At 43.3% G+C, this 18,394-nt stretch carries 20 protein-coding genes; 14 read left to right on the top strand and 6 right to left on the bottom strand.

Translation table 11 applies throughout. The features are described from left to right. Positions 1 to 39: 39 nt before the first annotated feature. The 3 genes from gapN to ACSU1N_RS05855 are packed head-to-tail and all read left to right on the top strand — an operon-like array spanning position 40 to position 3,317. Positions 40 to 1,563, top strand: a complete 1,524-nt coding sequence (gapN, locus tag ACSU1N_RS05865; protein ID WP_440059312.1) for an NADP-dependent glyceraldehyde-3-phosphate dehydrogenase — start codon at positions 40 to 42, stop codon at positions 1,561 to 1,563. Positions 1,564 to 1,622: 59 nt separating this feature from the next. Further along, positions 1,623 to 3,158, top strand: a complete 1,536-nt coding sequence (locus ACSU1N_RS05860) for an amidohydrolase (protein ID WP_440059311.1) — start codon at positions 1,623 to 1,625, stop codon at positions 3,156 to 3,158. Between the two features lie 33 nt (positions 3,159 to 3,191). Further along, positions 3,192 to 3,317 (top strand): hypothetical protein, encoded by a 126-nt coding sequence (locus tag ACSU1N_RS05855; RefSeq protein WP_440059310.1) that lies wholly within the window; start codon positions 3,192 to 3,194, stop codon positions 3,315 to 3,317. On the opposite strand, the gene ACSU1N_RS05850 is transcribed toward ACSU1N_RS05855, so the two are convergent. Beyond that, positions 3,318 to 4,067: a winged helix-turn-helix transcriptional regulator gene (locus ACSU1N_RS05850; protein ID WP_440059309.1), complete on the bottom strand. Its 750-nt coding sequence runs from the start codon at positions 4,065 to 4,067 to the stop codon at positions 3,318 to 3,320. Between the two features lie 85 nt (positions 4,068 to 4,152). On the opposite strand from ACSU1N_RS05850, the gene ACSU1N_RS05845 reads away from it, so the two are divergent. Next, a complete protein-coding gene (locus ACSU1N_RS05845) occupies positions 4,153 to 4,962 on the top strand; it encodes a thioredoxin family protein (RefSeq protein ID WP_440059308.1) in 810 nt (269 codons plus the stop codon). Then, positions 4,940 to 5,335, top strand: a complete 396-nt coding sequence (locus ACSU1N_RS05840; protein WP_440059307.1) for a metal-dependent transcriptional regulator — start codon at positions 4,940 to 4,942, stop codon at positions 5,333 to 5,335. The genes ACSU1N_RS05845 and ACSU1N_RS05840 overlap by 23 nt, the downstream gene beginning before the upstream one ends. Before the next feature lie 126 nt (positions 5,336 to 5,461). On the opposite strand, the gene ACSU1N_RS05835 is transcribed toward ACSU1N_RS05840, so the two are convergent. Continuing rightward, the gene (locus ACSU1N_RS05835; protein ID WP_440059306.1) at positions 5,462 to 6,229 is read right to left on the bottom strand and encodes a hypothetical protein; all 768 of its coding nucleotides are present in this window, start codon (positions 6,227 to 6,229) and stop codon (positions 5,462 to 5,464) included. Further along, positions 6,226 to 6,504 (bottom strand): hypothetical protein, encoded by a 279-nt coding sequence (locus ACSU1N_RS05830; protein ID WP_440059305.1) that lies wholly within the window; start codon positions 6,502 to 6,504, stop codon positions 6,226 to 6,228. Before ACSU1N_RS05830 ends, ACSU1N_RS05835 begins: the two co-directional genes overlap by 4 nt. Before the next feature lie 149 nt (positions 6,505 to 6,653). On the opposite strand from ACSU1N_RS05830, the gene ACSU1N_RS05825 reads away from it, so the two are divergent. The 3 genes from ACSU1N_RS05825 (at position 6,654) to ACSU1N_RS05815 (ending at position 9,485) form a co-directional block, all read left to right on the top strand. Continuing rightward, complete coding sequence (locus ACSU1N_RS05825) at positions 6,654 to 6,932, top strand: hypothetical protein (protein ID WP_440059304.1); 279 nt, start codon at positions 6,654 to 6,656, stop codon at positions 6,930 to 6,932. 163 nt (positions 6,933 to 7,095) lie between these two features. Beyond that, positions 7,096 to 8,631 carry a hypothetical protein gene (locus ACSU1N_RS05820; RefSeq protein ID WP_440059303.1) on the top strand — a complete coding sequence of 512 codons (1,536 nt, stop codon included), beginning with the start codon at positions 7,096 to 7,098 and terminating at the stop codon, positions 8,629 to 8,631. 14 nt (positions 8,632 to 8,645) lie between these two features. Further along, on the top strand, positions 8,646 to 9,485 hold the full coding sequence (locus tag ACSU1N_RS05815; protein ID WP_440059302.1) for a hypothetical protein: 840 nt from the start codon (positions 8,646 to 8,648) through the stop codon (positions 9,483 to 9,485). Between the two features lie 19 nt (positions 9,486 to 9,504). Here ACSU1N_RS05815 and ACSU1N_RS05810 read toward each other — a convergent pair whose 3' ends face one another. Next, positions 9,505 to 10,350: a M55 family metallopeptidase gene (locus ACSU1N_RS05810; RefSeq protein ID WP_440059301.1), complete on the bottom strand. Its 846-nt coding sequence runs from the start codon at positions 10,348 to 10,350 to the stop codon at positions 9,505 to 9,507. Positions 10,351 to 10,418: 68 nt separating this feature from the next. On the opposite strand from ACSU1N_RS05810, the gene ACSU1N_RS05805 reads away from it, so the two are divergent. Genes ACSU1N_RS05805 through ACSU1N_RS05790 form a run of 4 tightly spaced genes read left to right on the top strand, consistent with a single transcriptional unit; the run spans position 10,419 to position 14,852 of the window. Then, the gene (locus ACSU1N_RS05805) at positions 10,419 to 10,793 is read left to right on the top strand and encodes a hypothetical protein (RefSeq protein ID WP_440059300.1); all 375 of its coding nucleotides are present in this window, start codon (positions 10,419 to 10,421) and stop codon (positions 10,791 to 10,793) included. A gap of 37 nt (positions 10,794 to 10,830) precedes the next feature. Beyond that, positions 10,831 to 12,312: a B12-binding domain-containing radical SAM protein gene (locus ACSU1N_RS05800; protein WP_440059299.1), complete on the top strand. Its 1,482-nt coding sequence runs from the start codon at positions 10,831 to 10,833 to the stop codon at positions 12,310 to 12,312. Positions 12,313 to 12,358: 46 nt separating this feature from the next. After that, positions 12,359 to 13,915, top strand: coding sequence for a methionine--tRNA ligase (metG, locus tag ACSU1N_RS05795; protein WP_440059298.1), 1,557 nt, complete (start codon positions 12,359 to 12,361; stop codon positions 13,913 to 13,915). Beyond that, positions 13,893 to 14,852 (top strand): ROK family protein, encoded by a 960-nt coding sequence (locus tag ACSU1N_RS05790; protein ID WP_440059297.1) that lies wholly within the window; start codon positions 13,893 to 13,895, stop codon positions 14,850 to 14,852. The genes metG and ACSU1N_RS05790 overlap by 23 nt, the downstream gene beginning before the upstream one ends. Positions 14,853 to 14,879: 27 nt before the next feature. On the opposite strand, the gene ACSU1N_RS05785 is transcribed toward ACSU1N_RS05790, so the two are convergent. Beyond that, positions 14,880 to 16,169 (bottom strand): hypothetical protein, encoded by a 1,290-nt coding sequence (locus tag ACSU1N_RS05785; RefSeq protein WP_440059296.1) that lies wholly within the window; start codon positions 16,167 to 16,169, stop codon positions 14,880 to 14,882. 77 nt (positions 16,170 to 16,246) lie between these two features. Then, entirely contained in the window at positions 16,247 to 16,966 is a 720-nt protein-coding gene (locus ACSU1N_RS05780) for a bacteriohemerythrin (RefSeq protein ID WP_440059295.1), read from the bottom strand. A gap of 95 nt (positions 16,967 to 17,061) precedes the next feature. Between ACSU1N_RS05780 and ACSU1N_RS05775 the strand changes: the two genes are divergently transcribed. Next, positions 17,062 to 17,724: a DUF47 domain-containing protein gene (locus ACSU1N_RS05775; RefSeq protein WP_440059294.1), complete on the top strand. Its 663-nt coding sequence runs from the start codon at positions 17,062 to 17,064 to the stop codon at positions 17,722 to 17,724. A 33-nt stretch (positions 17,725 to 17,757) separates the two neighbouring features. Then, a complete protein-coding gene (locus tag ACSU1N_RS05770) occupies positions 17,758 to 18,381 on the top strand; it encodes a nucleotidyltransferase family protein (protein WP_440059293.1) in 624 nt (207 codons plus the stop codon). The last annotated feature ends 13 nt before the right edge of the window (positions 18,382 to 18,394 follow it).

The following is an 18,394-nucleotide window of genomic DNA, read 5'->3' as shown; positions in this document are numbered from 1 at the left end:
TAAATTTCTATAATTATTATAATTTAGAAGGTGAAGGACTTGAATAGCTATAGGCCCTCCGAATTCTTTAGCAACATTTACAAGATATCGGAAAACACACTTTATTACAAAGCTTACGGAGCTGGAGAATGGTTTGACACCAGCTCCTGGACACCTGTACACTCGCCTATAGACAACTCGCTACTTGGATACGTGCCCAGGCTAACATATAGTGATGTCGAGCGAGTAATAGATAGAGTGTATAGTTCTGGTAGGTGGAGTATTAGGAATACACCGGGCTATAAGAGACTGCAGTACATGTTTAAAATAGCTGACCTAATGGAGAAGTATGCCGAAGATTTTATCAATGTACTTATCTATAATACCGGAAAGACGTATTCTCAGGCTAGGGGAGAAGTCCTCTCGAGTATTAGCAGGCTGAGGGATGCTCCTCTAGACGCTAGGAAAGTCCCCGGCGAGTATATTGCGGGAGACTGGGATGCTTCTACGCTGGAAACCGATAGTATTGTTAGGAAAGAACCCTACGGGGTAGTACTCGCAATTATACCTTTCAACTACCCTCTCTTCGATACCGTGTCTAAATTCGTGTATAGTACCGTGAGCGGTAACGCTATTATAATCAAGCCCCCGAGCGCAGACCCTCTACCTGTCCTATTATTTGCTAGAATAGTTGAGGAATCGGGATTCCCGAGGGATGCTTTCGCTGTATTAACCATATCGGGTAAGGAAGCAGACCCGCTTGTAGCAGACAAGAGGATATCAGTAGTGAGTTTAACAGGTAGTTCTTCAACAGGGAGGCACGTCCTATCTGTTGGTGGTATAAAACAATATATTATGGAGCTAGGAGGAGGCGACCCGGCTATCGTATTATCGGATGCAGACATCGAGCAAGCGGCTAAATCGATTGCGGCAGGCATATACAGTTTCGCAGGCCAGCGCTGCGACGCTATAAAACTGATACTAGCCGAGAAGCCTATCTACGATAAACTATCTAAATTGATCATTGAAGAACTCAAGAAGGTTAGAGTCGGGGATCCGAGGGATCCGTCCACAGTCGTAGGACCTCTAATAGATTCCAGCGCTGTAAACAATATGATCGCGGCAATAAACGACGCTATTGAGAAAGGCGGCAGGGTACTATACGGAGGCAGGCATCTAGGCGGCAACTATGTCGAGCCTACGCTAATAGAATTCGAATCGCACGAGAACATGGTGAAAACAAAGCTTTATAGAGAAGAGGTCTTCGCACCAATAGCTTTGATAACATGGTTTGATAAAGACGATGATGCGATTCGTCTCGCTAATGGGAGGGATTATGGGCTGGACGCTGCAGTTTTCGGAAGAGACCTCGATAGGATTAGGAAATATGTTAGGTACCTAGAGGTTGGAGCTATCTACGTAAACGATATGCCAAGACATGGCGTAGGATACTATCCGTTCGGCGGGAGGAAGAATAGCGGTATCGGTAGGGAAGGAATCGGATACAGTGTTGAATACGTTATGGCTACGAAGACAATCGTATTCAACTACAAGGGTAAAGGGATATACAATTACCTGGTTTAGGCGATCGGGTGAACTTCATTAAATACAAGCACTATTTTTTACACAAGGTGGCGTAAGCCTTGGTTTTCAAGCTTATCAAAAGCAGAGATAGGATATTCCTATCCTATTCTCCTCTAACAACTAGTAAAGCAATACTGGTCTGGGAGGATTTTGTAATAGCAGCAGGCGAAGAATCCGAGCTGAAAGAGCTCGCTAGCAGCGAGGGTTATGAGGTTATTGAAGCAGGGAATACGCTTGCTCCCGGATTCGTCGACGCCCATGCGCACCCGGATTCAGTAGGCTATAATACTCTAACAGGCGGCTCCTTAGAAGCTAGGGATGTAAGAGATTTACTGAAGAAGCTACAGGATTCACACGTAGTATTATCGGGGTGGGTGATATCCCCGCGTGTCAACCCCTTGGGTCTCGCCGAGAAACGCCTGCCCTACTCCAGGGAGATCGATGAATACATTAACGACCGCCCGGTTCTAATACAACACGTATCAGGGCATATGGCTGCACTGAATTCTAAAGCGATCGAAGAAGCTGTAAACGCTCTTGGCGGGCTGAAATTCGCTGATTTAGACAAGGGCTGGGTGTATGAAGACGACCTATGGAGAATACTCGAATATGTGAGGAGAGGTCTTTCAAAAGAGGATTTGAAGAAGGTTCTAGCTAAAGGCGTCGTGGAATTCGATAAGAGAGGGGTTACATCCATAGGGGCTGCAGGTCTCAGCCTGAGGGAGATCGAGGTTTTCGAAGAACTAGATGGTAGCGGGGATTTGACTACGAGAGTCTACGCCTACGTTATGTATGATAGTAGGATCGATCTGGAGAAAATACCTAAGCTCGTTGAAGAAACATGGAGCAGGCCTCGTAGCAGGTTCAGGATCAACGGGTTGAAGATCATCCTCGATGGTGCGCTAGGGCCTAGGACTGCTTTCCTCAGCGAGCCGTACAGCGATGACCAATCTACAAGGGGATTTCTAAACTATGGTTTCGAAGAGCTGGTTGAAATATTCAGAGCAGCGTCTAGAGAGGGATTCCAGGTCGCAGTCCACGTTATAGGTGACGGTGCCTTGGATATTGTATTGAAAGCCCTTAAGCATGTTGGGAAGGTTAAGCTCAGGCTTGAACACGTATCTCTTGTCAGAGACGACCAGTTGAATGAGCTTAAAGCCTACAAGCCGGTATTTGTTGTCCAACCCCATTTCATAATATCGGATAAATGGATGAGTGATAGAGTTGGCCGGGACAGGATTAGGTGGGTGTATAGATTCAGGGATTTAATGAACACAGGCTATCTAGCATTATCGACAGATGCCCCCGTGGAACCTATAGACCCTATTCTAACAATATATGCTGCTATTTCCAGGGGGATATTCGATGGGATCGATTACGCTAGTGAAACGCTTAGAAACTCTCTTAGTATCGCCGAGGCTTTATCAGCGTATACAATAGGTTCAGGAGTCGCGCTCGGAGACCCGAGACTAGGGTGCCTGATGCCAGGGTGTTATGCGGATATTGTAGAATTTAGTGAAAACCCGCTGGCGCTAGGTGATTTAAAAAGGCTTAGAGAAATCAAGGTAAGACGTTTGAATCACAAAGTTAAATAGACTGTTTTCCTTATAGAATACAATGATCGAGCCATGAGCATGTTTAAACCTAAGAAAGCGGATAGGAAAGGCTATATCGAGGAAGGCTTAAAAGATCTATCGCCAGGATTGAAAGAACATGCGAAGAAATCCATACTAGGCAAAGACGAAAAAACCTGACTACACTATATTCTTAACAAGCCTGTACTCTCTTCCCCCATGGAGTATAATCAGCGCCTCTCTCCTAAGCTCCTCGAAAATAGCTTTCTCAGCCGGCGATAATTTATCGATTTTATCGACTGGGAGAGGGAATTTCTTCAAGAATTCTACAAGGAATGTTTTCTCGACAACCAGGTTTCCAATCTGGATCGCAGAACCCTCTATCTTCCACCTGTCTAAAGCTTGCGGATACTGGCTTACAGCCTCCTGTATACTCATTACAGGCTTGGGGAGAGACTCTGTTTTCTTATCGTGTTTAGTTAAGGCTTTTTCCTCGCGATCGGTCTTCTTGCCTATTATCTCGTTGACAACTTCTTCTAGCTTATTCAATCTCTCCTCAAGAATCTTCAATCTCTCTTCAAGGATCTTAATTTTTTCATCAATCCCTGAATTAGTGATACGCTCGGTTTTACCTATATCTTCACCGCCTCTAGCCTGCATGGACGTCTCAGGAGTAGCTTGCGCCCTAACGCTTTCCACAGGTCTCTCCTGGAGTTTCGAAACAATTCTATCTCCTTTCTCAGTTAGATAAAGCCCTCTCCCCTCTTTCCTGACTAAACCTCTTGCCTTCAGTTTCTCGACTATTAGCCGAGCAGTATTCTGAGATATTGAGAGAGCCCCGGCTAACTCCTTAATTGTAATACCCGGATTGCCCCCTATGAACTCGATTATTTTCTCGGTCAACGTCTTATCTTTTTGCAATCTGTCCATCCAGGTATATAATAACCGCATTTCGGCCCTAAAATATATAAGCGAATAAACACGTTGTGTTAGATTGAACTAACGGTGCTTACCCATGAGTGTCCAATCGCAATTATTCGACGAAGAAACTGTTAACGCTCTCAAAGAGATATTCAGATCGTTTAAGAAGAATGTAAACGACTACCTGGTCATAGACAGTTTCGAAAACCTCGGCAAACACGAGCACGAACACGAGCATGAGCATGAGCACCATCACCACCACATCCATTTCTCGCTAACTATGAAACCCCCTGAGGAATGCCCTACCTGCAATGAAGCAGTAATGCTAGCCCAGGAGCTTTCAAAAGTCAGCGAAGGCGTTTTGAATTTCAATATCGTAGAGAAGAAACAAGCCTCTCCGCTAAAACCAAGGTTTCTACCAGCTTTCATATATGATACTAAGAAATACAATATAAGATACTATGGGCTACCAAGCGGGCAGGAGTTCGCCCCCTTCATATATGTCCACCAATATATAGCTAATGATGAAGTAAAACTCTCTAGTAAAGTAAAAGACATGGTTGGATCAATAGATGTCCCCTTACATGTTAAAATCTTCGTTACACCTGAATGCCCCTACTGCCCAATTGTCGTCGATTACTTCAACCAGATGGCTTTAGTCAACGATATGGTGTGGGTTGAGACAATCGAGGCTATCGAGCTACCTTTTGAAGCCGACCTCTACGGTGTGCAGGCCGTTCCTTATGTAACGATAAATAAAATAGACGACTATAATAATTACGGGGCAGAACCCGTCGAGATCATACCCGGGTACGTTCCACCTGAGAATGCTGCTAAGATATTATTGAAAGCGATGAGGAAAATTAAGAAGGGTGATACGAGTGGAAAGACAGGAGAAAGATAAGAGCATTTCCGCAAGAGCCGAGGATTATCTCGAAGCAATATACATGCTCTCGCTCACAGGTAGGCCAAGGGTGAGAGAACTGGCTCGAAGGCTTTGTGTCTCGCCTAGTAGCGTAGTCGAATTCTTGAAGAGGCTGGCAGACCAAGGGTATATAGTGTATAAAAAAGGTGGGGAGATCAAGCTCACTGAAAAAGGTCTAGAGATAGCTAGGAAAATATATTCTCGGCACCAGATTCTAACAGAATTTCTAACATATATTGGTGTACCGAGAGATATCGCCGAGATAGATGCTTGTAAAATAGAGCATTTACTCCACGAGGAGACCGTTGAGAAAATCACTGAGTTCGTAAAGAATAAGCTAGAAAAAGAATAGTCTTTCAAAAAATAATTCTATGTTTTCCAGTAACGCATCCTAAACCGGATTAGTTAAAACCTGTTTTCCAATACATCATAATAATAGGAGATGATCGAAGCCCTCCTATCTGATGCCGTGATGTTTTCACGGACCGGGAGATCCAGCTTTTCCGGTTAAGACAAGGGTGAAGAACGCTAGAACAGCGACAAGTACCAGGACTATAGCGATCACCATAACCATCCTACCTGTACCCGTTACTTCAACTGGCACCACTCTTGTAGTGGATTCGCTCGTAGCCGGTGTGATTATCGAATTAGTAGTGTAGGTAAAGTTTCCGCATACCTGAGCAGCTTTATCAAGCGTCCATATTCCAAGTTGGGGGATATAACTCATAGACCAGTTCGAAACATACACCCCGTAGTATTCGATGTTGATTGAAGGCGGAGGGCTATTTCTGCCTGTTATATTAGAGACTACGATAGTAAATACTTTCGGGCTTACAATTTTTTGGAGCGGGAACGAGCCCGAAGCATTCCCTAGACGGACTTCAAGCAACTTGTTATTTGCGTTGAGCATGATCGACAGGTTTGTTAGCCCTATGGATCCTCTTTTAAAGAAGTACCAGTTGTTTTGGTCACCGTCCATCACATACACCTCTATACCGCTATCAGGCGACTTCAAGAATATTACACCGTATGCTTCAACTCCGTACTCTGTGAAGTAAGCTGCTAGAACACCATAATCTCCGAACATCCTGATGTTTAAGCCGAGGATCGCAAGATACCTGTCGCCAGGGGTGTTTATATCACAATGCAGAATCTCCGCTGGACCCGAGGAGAGAGATAGGGCCGGCTGGTTGAATACTAGGCCGAGTAACAAGTAGGCGATAACTAGTATGAGCACCTTGTTCATGATGCCCCCTTAAAATTTCTCCACCCCATGCTATAAGCGTATTCAGCAACCATATAGTTTATCACTATATCTACGATACGGTTGGCGATATCGTCTCCCGTAGTAATAAGAATGCCGTTCACCATGAAAGAATCTTTTACATCTGTGTAGTGGTAGACTATATTTACATTATACCCCTTGGAATTCAATGTATTTACGACAGCAATAACAGCCTCCATCACGCTGAGTATTTTAGCTGACGGTGATAGTAGAACCGATAACGTAATATCTCTCATATATAGCACCTGTACTACTCTAGGTCCTCCATTCCATTAAATTCTACACGGCCTCATAAACACCGTTGTATCGATAAGTAATATCCTGTAAATCCTTGTTCAAACCCTTTAAAATAATTTCATTTGCCGAGTAGTAAACGGTGTTGTAATTGATTATTAAAACTTTTGTTGTGGAGAGAGCTATCGAACTACTCGACCAAATGAACATGTACTATCTGAGGGCGTTAGAGGATATTATAGAAAAAGAAAGCGAGGTAATGTCTGAAAACGAGTCTGGAGACGAAGTTGGAGAAGTTAGAGAGATCTTTGAGTTAGCGAAGAGGATTATTGCAGAGGAATTAAACGTAGAATACGCTCCAATTCTAATGAGCATCCTAAACAAAGGTGTGGCAAATAGTAGTGTTGAAGCAGGGGAGGAAAACTCTTAGGAATCGATGTTTTTATATCTGTTTTCCTATTTGAAACCATGGATAATATTCATAGCAGGTGCTAGAATTGGATGAGGTTTTTAATACGTTATCAAATTTTATCAACTCTGTTGATTTACCTGCCATAGTACCCGTAAATTTCATCCCTTGGAATGCCGCCACGGTGACTGGCCGGCTAGTAGAAGAACTAGGAGCAGACGGATTTATATTCGTCACAAGGTGGGAAGTAGCTAACATAGTCGAGGAAAGCCTTCAACACGTCCAGAAGGAAATATCGTTAAAGTATATTGGAGACTATAAGCTCGGAAAATCTCTATTGAAAGAAGACTTATTCGAGAATGCTTTCCTTTTCAAGAATCTGCTCGAGAAAGCATTAGAGACCGGCAAGAAGAGAATCGTACTAGACCTAACGATGACGACTGGTGAACTAGCATCAGCAGCACATTTCGCTCTAAAGAATCTCAACTCCGACTCCATGGATATTATCGTATCAGTTGTGGGAACGATACCTTTGCAAGGTATCCCAGCGTATCCCGGAAATCCTAGATGGCTGCATAAAGTCTACATATATACTCGGAATAGTATCGATTACAAAGGTGTTGAAGTAGTATCAAGCCCTCCTAAACTAATCGAATGGAAAGGGACCCGGGGGGTATATATCGCAGTCGCTAAACTGTTTAATTCTCTAACAGAGAGAAAGATCGTAGAAGTGTTTGACGGCCGCCGGAAGGAGATACCGAATAGGGAGGAGGATGTACTAGATATTTTTATATACGACACCTATAACGATGAAAAAAAGAAAATACTGTCGATCGAATCGGAGAAAGGACCTAGCGAGGATGTGACCAGGCTAATGTATAACTCCTGGAAAACTGTTTATGAAACAGTTTCAGCAACCCTCCAGGATAACAACGAGGCTAAAAGCGTTGAACGGATTCTCAGACAGTTACAGAGGCTTACAGGAGCCGCAGACCTTATTGTTAGCGATATTGTAAGCCAGGACCTCGATTTAGACAGGTTTAAGAAAGCAAAACTACATGCGTTGATACGAATGCTCAGGGAGGAATTTAATAATCTAGCTATTATCCCTGATACAAACATGCTTTACCAAGGCCTCCACATGAGCCTTCTCAAAGCTAGTATTAGGAATAACAGTCCCTGGAGCCCTATTACGAACGTCGATGTCTACATACCTGTTTGCGCTGAGGCAGAGATAAACGGTAAGATAGCTTCTACATCGTCGGCGTCGCAGTCTCTTGTAGAGAAGCTTTCCTACATAATGGCTTTGATGGCTAATAGGATAATCCAGGAGATTAAATACCATTACAAGGCACAGAGTATCCCCGCTATATCCCAGCCATGCGAATCGTCAATAGCTGTCGAAGCTTTAAACCTGTCTAATAGAGTTGTTTTACTGCTTACAGCAGATAAGAAAGCCTTTAACGCATGGCAGACTTTCAACGCTTGCAGAGGAAACGTAGTATGCGTCTATGTCAGCCACGACGATAATCCTTTGAATGCTAACAGTCTCTACTCGAAGTTCTATGCTAGTGTAGTCCTTGCTAACATAGTATTCATCTACAGCCTGTTTACCAGGGTTCTAATAAAATCGAGGAAGGGCTCGGTTGTAACCTATGCCAATAAGCTAAGAGGTGCTTCGGCACCATCAATCTCTATAAGTAGAGAAGTAAAGAATTAACACCGGTGGATGTCTTGGATCATGAACTTTTAAGTACTGCGAGAAACGATCCATGGGGATTAGCCCTCAAGTGTAAGAGTATTGGCTGTGATCCTACAGCTATAGGGGGGATCCTCAACTACCTCCTGTTGAACGAGACTAAAACAGGTCTAGAATTGTTGAAGGCTTTGAAATCGAACCTAGACCCTATGTTCTTCCTAGAGATATTATCTAGTGCTGTAAACTACGAGCTCACAGACTGGCTAGAAGAACATGTAAACAGTAACCTACTCCTCGAGAAGTTGCAGACGGGGAATTATAACGAAGCATATGGATACATGGTTCTCTTGGAGATAATGCCTTTCATAGGGTTGAAGGATAAATCATACGATATATCCGCCGACCTGCTTGAGAAAGCATGCCAGATGTCTCATGGAAACGACTTGGATAAGTCTATCGCCTCAGAGCTAATAAGACTTCTAGGAACGGGTCCGGTTACATCTCTGGGACTAGATAATGTGAAGAAATTGCTAGAGAGGATAGACCCGGGGCGTTGCCATACATGCTGTTACGATGTGATAGTAGAGCTATTAAATTCCATATTATTCTCCTATCCTCCTTCAAGCATATTATCCAGAGGAGGCCTCCTCGAGGATTTCTCGAGGATTATCAATAGTATTACTAGCAAACTGCTAGAAACTACTGATAAAGACTATTCTATAAGAGTGCTACGCAGCATTAGCTCGTTCCTATCGTTGCTGAGGACCCTCTCCTACGATTCTAAAAAATATAGTGCTTTCGAGGAAGTTAGAGGTAGAGTTGTCAATGGGGTTAGAACGCTAGCTGAAAAACTCGGTGTAGAGTTATTCTACTAGCTGCTTGTAACATATGTGTCTACCTTATAGTAGATTTAATATATTCGATGCCTAGCCCTACATAGGCTAATATCTCGATAAAACCTAAGAGCTCGCTCGCGCTTTCGAAAACTTTTTTCACAGTGTAAGCATCAAGTCTCTCAACACCCATCATCTCTACGACGTCAGCTACAAGACTATCCCTAAACCTAACCAATACGTTATATGGTTTGTTTACGAATATATCGAAACTAGCACCCGACTTAAGTCTTTGAACAGCCAGAGACAGTCCCTTATCGAGCTCTTTCAATACGTCGTCGAGCCTTGGATAAACCGCCGCATACCTTGAAACCCCTTTCTTCAGCTCTACGAAAACTATGTTCCTAGCGAGGTTTTCTACCTCGTTTCTCAAATACGTATCCCCGGCTACTAGCACTACCGGTACATTCTTCTCCCTAGCATATAGGGCGTTCAACAAGAATTCGCTCGCTCTTACGCCGTTGACAAATATCTCGTAGAATACTCTCCCACTCATAGTGTGGTCGAGAAATCCATGAAGGGTTCCAGCTGCCGAATGGTATCCTATGAAGAATACTGCGTTGAACGAGCTATCTAGCATAGTAAGCATAGAGTAAGGTCTTGGATAGCCTTGTATAACCATTGTCCCCTCTGGCAACGAGAGATAGTCCAAATTAGTCATAAGCCCGTGGCTATCGGCAATATAGATTTCTTGAAACCCGTAATACCTTAACCTGGTTGAGACGAACTGGGCGATTCTACTCATGATATTTGATCCTATTTGGAACTGGGTTTTATCGGGTGCTACCATAGTAGTAGAAGCTATGCCAGGTAACCCTTCGAGGTCTATTGAAACATATGCTTTCATAGAGTTCACGTGTTAATACTTATTAAATCCCCCTAGTATATATGTTTTCAAACTGCTTACTCTCCGCGGTGCCAGAGCTCTTGACTATTAGAGAAGGATTCCTGAAGATCACGGTTGTAGACCCGGATGGAGAGATCGACCCTCTAGAGCTCATCTCTAAACTAAATAGGTTATCGGTTAAGAGAAAGAGCTTGCTCATAGAGTTGTATTATATAACGAAACTTGAACACGTGGAATTCTTCGAGAAATATAGGGACATATTGCTGAATAATATTCATTTAACCATATACTTGAAGAGGATCCATGCCGTGAACTGTGAGGATGCTGTGAAAAGCCTAGATAGGATTTTCAATAGTGGAGAAGCCCCTGTTATAATTGTGAAAATGAATTCGGAATGTTATGAAACGATTAGAGGGAGAGGTTTAGAGATAGAGGTGGTTTGAAATAGGGTATGAAATAGTTTTAACAACCGATAGATCGATGATGACCGACCATCACGGTAAAGAATTTCTAGGCTTTGTGGCTACCGGCCCTCCTATAGCTATGCCGGAGAGGATCTGGCTCTGGATAACAGCTCCGAAACCTAAAGTAGATAGAGAAGGAAGACCTAAGATAGCCCCTTATGGGATGAGGAAGGTTGAAGCCAAGCTTATTGAAGCTGGTTTCAATGCTGCAGTCATAGACCCCGACCACCTTGATAAACACCTAGATTCTATGAAGGTTCTTATGATAGGCCACCACGACTATTTCGCCTACGGTCCCCCGAGTAGTGAATGGTGGAGTATTACAGGACTAGAGCCTATCAATAGGAGAAGTTTTAAAAGGCTTATGGAGAGCAGGGCTGTGAGAAAAGCCAAGGAGAAAGGCGTTAAGATCATTGCGGGAGGGCCTGCGGCTTGGCAGTGGCTTTGGGAGCTGGAGCTATGGAAGAAATGGGGCGTGGATACTATAGTAGATGGAGAAGCTGAGAGAGTTATCGTCAAGCTCGTTGAAAAAGCCTTGAACAATGAAGAACTACCAGACTACGTGTATGTAGGACCCTCCTACTCTCCGTCGATCGATGAGATACCGACGATAAAAGCTGCGAGCGTTAACGGGCTTGTCGAAATAATGCGTGGATGCCCCAGAGGATGCAAATTCTGTAGCGTTACACTAAGACCCTTGAGGTTTATCCCGTTAGATAAAATATTGGAGGAGATAGACGTCAACCTCAGAAACGGCGTTAAAGGGGTGATATTGCATAGTGAAGACGTCCTACTCTATCACGCCGACGGAGTTAAGCCTAGGCCGGAGCCTCTTATAAAACTACACAGCGAGGTATTGAAGAAGATAGGCGGCGATAAGAGCTTCGCATGGGCTCACGCAAGCTTGTCAGCTATCAAATACGCTGAAGACGAGTATAAATTAGTTTCGAAACTTATGAACGAGTATATTCTAAGCGATAAGAGGAAGTTCCTAGGGGTTGAAGTAGGTATTGAAACAGGTAGTGTCAACCTAGCTAAGAAGATAATGATTGGAAAGTCCGCGCCATACCCGCCTGAAATGTGGCCTGAAATTGTTGAAGATGCTTTCAAGATCATGCATGAAAACAAGATAATACCCGCGGCTACCTTAATACTAGGCCTGCCCGAGGAGACCCCTGACGACGTGGTTAAAACAGCTGAACTACTTGATAGGCTGAGACCGTATAGGAGTATAATAGTCCCAATGTTTTTCGTGCCGATGGGGGCTTTGAAGAAAGGCAACTGGTTCCTCAAGGATCATATTACTAGAGAGCATATCGAAGTATTGTATAAGACCCTTAAACACACTACTTACTGGGCTGAAGAAATAATGAACAAATACTACTTATCATCGCCATTGTACATGCCATTAAGATTCTTCCTTAAACGGCTTGTGAAGTATGTCAATAAAAAAGCTGACGAGTATATTAAGAGACTAGAGTATCAGTTAAAAACCTAGCATGGATTAATCATTAAACCAAACAGTGATTGGATGGTGATCAATAGTGAGTAAAACTGTAGAAGAGAGAATATATTTAACAACCCCGATCTACTATCCTAATGCGCCGCCGCATATCGGGCACGCCTACACTACTGTTTTCGCCGACGTTCTAGCAAGATATAACAGGTTGATGAAAAAGAAGGTCTTCTTTATGACAGGTAACGACGAGCACGGGCTGAAGATACAGAGAGCAGCCGAGAAGGAGGGTGTAACACCCAAGGAATTCGTCGATAAAATGGCTAGCGTCTACCGGAATTACTGGATAACACTAGATATAAGCTTCGACCACTTCATTAGGACAACAGATAACTATCACGAGAGGGTTGTTTCAGAAGCTTTTAAAAAGCTTTATGAGAAAGGGTTTATCTATAAAGCCAAGTATTCTGGATGGTACTGTGTTGACTGTGAGAGGTACTATAGCCCTAGCGAGTACATATTAGTCGAAGGCAAACCCTACTGCCCTATCCATAATAAACCGCTGGAGTGGCTTGAGGAGGAAACCTATTATTTCAGGCTGAGCGATTTCAAAGACTATATCATCAGCCTCTTATCAAACACTGATATAGTCTATCCTGCTTCATATGCCAGAGAAGTCTTGAATAGAGTTTTAACAGAAGGTCTGAGAGACGTCTCTGTAGCTAGGCCTAGAGACAGGGTTTCATGGGGTATACCAGTCCCATTCGACCCTGATTACACCATATACGTATGGTTCGACGCGCTACTAAACTACGTTAGTGGAGTCGGGTATATGTATAATGAGAAAGTATTCGAGGAATTCTGGCCTGTAGTACACCATGTCATCGGTAAAGACATACTCTGGTTCCATACAGTTGTCTGGTTTTCTATACTAAAAGCCCTCGATATACCCCCGCCTAAGAAAGTGATCGTCCACTCCTACCTTGTGAATAGAGGCCTTAAAATAGGTAAGAGTGCTGGAAACGTTATCCCTATCGACTACCTTATCGATAGATACCATGGAAGCGATGGCGTACGCTATATTCTCATGAGATTGTTCAACTTAGACAAAGATGTTGAAGTATCTACCGAGCTAATGGATTCGATATATAACTCTGAGCTAGCTGATACGTTCGGCAATCTAGTGAGGAGGGTAGGAGTACTCGCTATAAAGAAGCTTAAAGGCAAGGTCTACAAAAGGGATGTAGACGATAGGATCGAGAATACTATACACAACACTATTTCACAATATATTGAGAATATGGAATACTTCGACATATCTAAAGCGCTTTCAAACGTATTAGAGCTTGGGAAAACCCTGAATACATACGTCAACGACACACGTCCCTGGGAGAAGATCGACCCGGGCAGGGAATTGTATAGTCTTCTAGAAGGGATTAGAGCTTTGACAATAATGCTCTCGCCAGTAACCCCTAAAGCAGCATCCAAGATCTCCGAATCCTTTGGATTCCAGATGGTATCTCTAAAAGAATTCAAAATAGGACAGATTGAAAGATACAATATACGAGACGCCCCCATATTGTTCAAGAAAATCCAGGCTGAGAAGGCTGGGGAGGCTGGGAGTGAGAACCCACCTAGCAGTTGACATTGGCGCGACCTGGACTAGGATTGCTCTAGGTATTGACGGTAAAATAGTTAAAAAGATCGTTTTCAGAACCCCGAATAAAGGGGGGAGAAGTGCCGTAGCCGATAGTATCATAGCAGCTTTCGAGAAGGAGTTGAAAGAGTACTTTGATAAAATCGAAGCAATAGGAGTAGGTACGATCGGCCCACTGGATATAAAGAAAGGTGTGGTAGTAAACACTCCTAATCTGCCTCTTGGAACATTCGATATTAGAAGACCCCTCGAAGAGTATTTTGGGAAACCAGTGTACGTAGTGAACGATGCTGTAGCCGGGGTTATAGCGGAGAAGTACTATGGCAGAGGCTCTCCATTCAACAATATTGTTTACGTTACGATGAGCACGGGTATTGGAGGAGGTATTATAGTAGACGGTAGGGTGCTGCTAGGAAAGAATGGTAACGCCCACGAAATAGGGCATATTGTGGTGAAATATGATTCAGAGATAAAGTGTGGGTGTGGGGGATACGGGCATTGGGAAGCTTATGCCGGTGGAGCAAATATCCCTAGATTAGCGAAGTACATTGCTGAAAAGAACCCCTGGGCTATACAGAGATCGGGTATAGCAGCAAGTGTATTAAGAGGTGATGTCGAGGCTAGAGATATATTTGAAGCAGCTAGGAGAGGCGATATACTAGCGAAAATGGTCGTAGACGAAATCGTTAAAGCAAGTATTGCCGGTTTCGTGACTGTTATAAACCTCTACGATCCAGAATTCATCTCCATAGGCGGGAGCGTGTTCTTGAATAACAAGGACCTGCTCTATGAGCCTATTAGGAAGGGTGTTCTAAATGGAATAGTAACAGAGCCGCCGATAATAGAGCCTACCACCCTGGGAGACGACATTGTATTATATGGTGCTCTAGCCCTAGCAATGAATAAGATAGTTGAACTATCTTGAAACCTGGTAGGTAGCGGTTGAACACTTTCAAACGATTAGTGAAGCTTCGATCATAGCCGCAGTTAACAATACCAGTATACCTGCTACCGCGTATATTGTGAAACGCTTGTCTTCTCTCAAGAGTAGAGCTGAAGCCGTAGAAAACAGAGCGTACCCGAGTAATTCTAATGGTGTATGAGGCATAACGAATAGAAACGGGGTAGCCTGGCCAGCGCCTAGTAGGGTTCCATATATAACACCACTATTCGAAACCCCGTTGCCTAGGATGAAAGGTCCCGCTATAGGCGGGAGAGATGAGACAGCTATTGAAGCATTGTTGAGAAAGATGTAGAAAGCGAGTTGGAAGAAGCCTAGGCTTTTTAATTCCCCAGCGGTTTTCCTGAAGGCTTCTGTAAGACTTAGATAATTCCTGAAGCCTGCTACACCGATGACCGTGGACATTACAAAGCCTGCGTAGATAAGGGCGTAGGAAGCAAGGAGGCTGATATGCGGCCTATCTGAATACTTCGAACCGTAGTAGGATAAGAGGCTTCCTAGAAGCAATGCTATGTGGTAATGGGAGGCAAAACCTAGGTATGCGAGTATTATGTCCACGCCGAATACTATTAGTAACAGTCCGACCATACTTAAACCAACAGCGCCTCCTTCTGCTACCGGTCTAAACTCCTTAGGCGGGTTAGGGTGGTTTCCGTGGACGCTATCGATATGTCGATTATACAAATATATAATCCTCTTAGCCCAGAACGATAGGTATAGCCCTAGTGATCCAATAGTTAGGACCAGGTCTGATATGAAATCGCTTAAACTACTCTCTCTAATACTACTAGTTCCAAATAGTATCTGCTCCTCTGTCCTAACGTGGATCCTAAGGTTTTTCTCAATAAAATATAAGAGTGGAATATAGGCGAAGCCTCCCGCAAGCAGGGTTAGAACCAGTCCGGTAGCAGGGGAAGGTAGGTTCCTCACCTCCCTCCTCTCCCTGAGGTAGTTTAAAACGTTTTCGAAATTCTCTTTCCTCGACCAATAGTATATGACAACCGCGCTATCGTAGAAATGTGTCGTTACAGCCTTCAATATCTTATAGGCTGATATACTTGCTGAAATTATGAACGCGTAGAAGAAGACTAGCAGTATTGATGTGAGAGGAGGTATTGATTGGCTCATGTAGAGGATGGATAGTATTATACTCAGGACCCCGAGAGAGCCGAGGAAGACGAATAAGCCTGGAAAGACGTGGATTAGCTGGCTCATCCTCTCGAATCTCATGCTAGATATGAAAGTGTCTAGAACAGTTTCCTGCCCGGATGGACCCGACAAAAGCCTTCCACCGTTATCACGTGGTTAAATTCTCCTAGCGCACTATTATATTCTGCAGCCCTCGCGTATTAAAATTTTCACATGCTAGAACAGCATTCTAAGCCGCATTTATCGATTAGGTACAAGACTAGCTTTTTATCCGTTCTACATAAGTAGTCTAAATAATCGGTGTAGAAGGCGAGGAAATCGATTATGAAGGTTTTCAAATCCTTCCTCCTAAAATCATCTATCAAATCTTTCAAAACCCCCAGATACTCCCTATGTGCTTTAATATGCTGCTCATACTCTCTCTTGTAGGTTTCGTTGTAACCGTATTTCACCATAAGCTCCTCCTCGGTCTTAAAGTGTTTGCTAACACTATGCTCGTACAATAGCTGGAGGCTCTCTTCTACCTTTTCAAGATCGCCTTCTATTAGGTAGCGGGTTATCCTACTGATTAAATCCATCATTTCAGCGCGTAGTCGATCAATCTTATTACAGCCGAACGCTAAGCGCTTCGAATCCTTGTCAACAATCATTTCGATATTGTAAACATACATTTCATCAACCATCCCACGGCAGAAGCCTTCGTCAAACCCTTCTGCGTAAATAGTTTCTTCTAATAAGAGAAATCTAGTAGTTCTACCATTACATTTCACCACAATATACTTGTTCTCTTCAGTGTCTAATATGTATTGAAAGAGTTCAGAACTTACACGTTCAATATGCTTTGCTAGGTGGATATTGAATAATTCTAAGAGGGTATCGAACGGTGTGGCAGATGCTTTGATCGTCTTAGTTGATTCATGAGGGCTCACGGTAGACGCCTTGAGAGAGCTTAATTAAAACTCAGTAGTTAAATTATATTTTAGTCTAACATAATAAGTTTTGTAGTCCTCAAAGGTAGGGTAGCTTGGACAAGCACGAGAAGTCTATGAGGAAAATCGATGTTATTAAAGCCAAGATGCTAGAACACGCTAGCAAAGTCCTAGAAACTGTCGAAGCCTTGAACGAGCTATTCAGAGCTTCAATCAGTGAAAAGGATAGGATAGACCAATTGTTCGAGAAGATCTACAAGCTAGAGCATGAAGCTGATGATTTGAAAAGAGAGATTGTTAGAGAGCTCAGGCTAGCTTATCTACACCCGTTGGATAGAGAAGACCTCCTCAAGGTAATCACCTTGATAGACGATATTGCCGGCTATAGTAAATCGGCTTCTAAACGAATAGTTACATACACTAAAGGCGGGTTGGAATTAGGCGAAACCTACACGAGACTGATTAGTAAGATTATTGAGGAATCTGTAGAAGCTGTAGGTAAGCTTATCACTGTTATCAAATCACTTAACGAAGGGGATCTAGAAGCGTTGAATAGGCTAGTAGAAGTCGACGAGAAAGAGAAACGGGTAGACGATATGAGGCTGAAGCTTCTCGAAGAATTATATAAGGAGTGTATAGCTGAAATACAAGCGAAGTGTATTATATTACCCGATCTCGTAGACGATCTCGAGTCGATAACCGATGTATGCGAAGACGTAGGCGTCTTACTAAAATTGATCTATGGTACAAGAGTATAGTAGTAGCCGTGGAGGGTCCCGTGGAGGAGAATAATGTACCTAGCTATAATAACTGCGGCCGGCGAGAGCAGGAGGTTCCCGGGTAATAAACTTTTGTATAGGCTGGGCACAGAGCCTGTTATCGTGAAAACTATTGAATCGGCTTTTTCATCTAGAGTAGACAAAATAATGGTTATTGTTGGGTTTATGAAGGAAAAGATTATTAATGAAATAAAAAACTATTTCAGCACAGAGATCGGGAGGAGGATTCTCATAGTGGAAAACAAGAACTTTGCCGAAGGGATGAGTTCCAGTATCAAAGTAGGGGTTTCGGCAGCGCTCGAATTACTTAAGGATTTGAAAGCCCTGCTAATTACCCCAGGCGATGCCGCCTGGATACCGAGTATCGTATACGACCTATTAATAGATAAGTTCGAAATGTTTAACTGGAGAATTATTGTACCGACTTATAATAATAGGAGAGGGCATCCAATACTCTTCTCTGCTAGCCTAGTCCAAGAGATTCTTTCAATAAGTGAAGAAAGCAGGGGGCTGAAAGGACTGGTTGAAAAATACAGGTATGAAGTAAGAGAGATCGAACTACCATATCCTTCTATACTCCTAGACCTCGATACTATAAACGATTTGAACCGGGTGAAAGAGTTCTCGTTCCAATAGGTTTACCAATGGT

Source organism: Thermogladius sp. 4427co, assembly GCF_051933805.1.
In the GTDB taxonomy this organism is placed as follows: Archaea; Thermoproteota; Thermoprotei_A; order Sulfolobales; family Desulfurococcaceae; genus Thermogladius.
The sequence above is the reverse complement of the archived record's forward strand: the minus strand, read 5'-3'. Positions and strand labels throughout refer to the sequence as shown.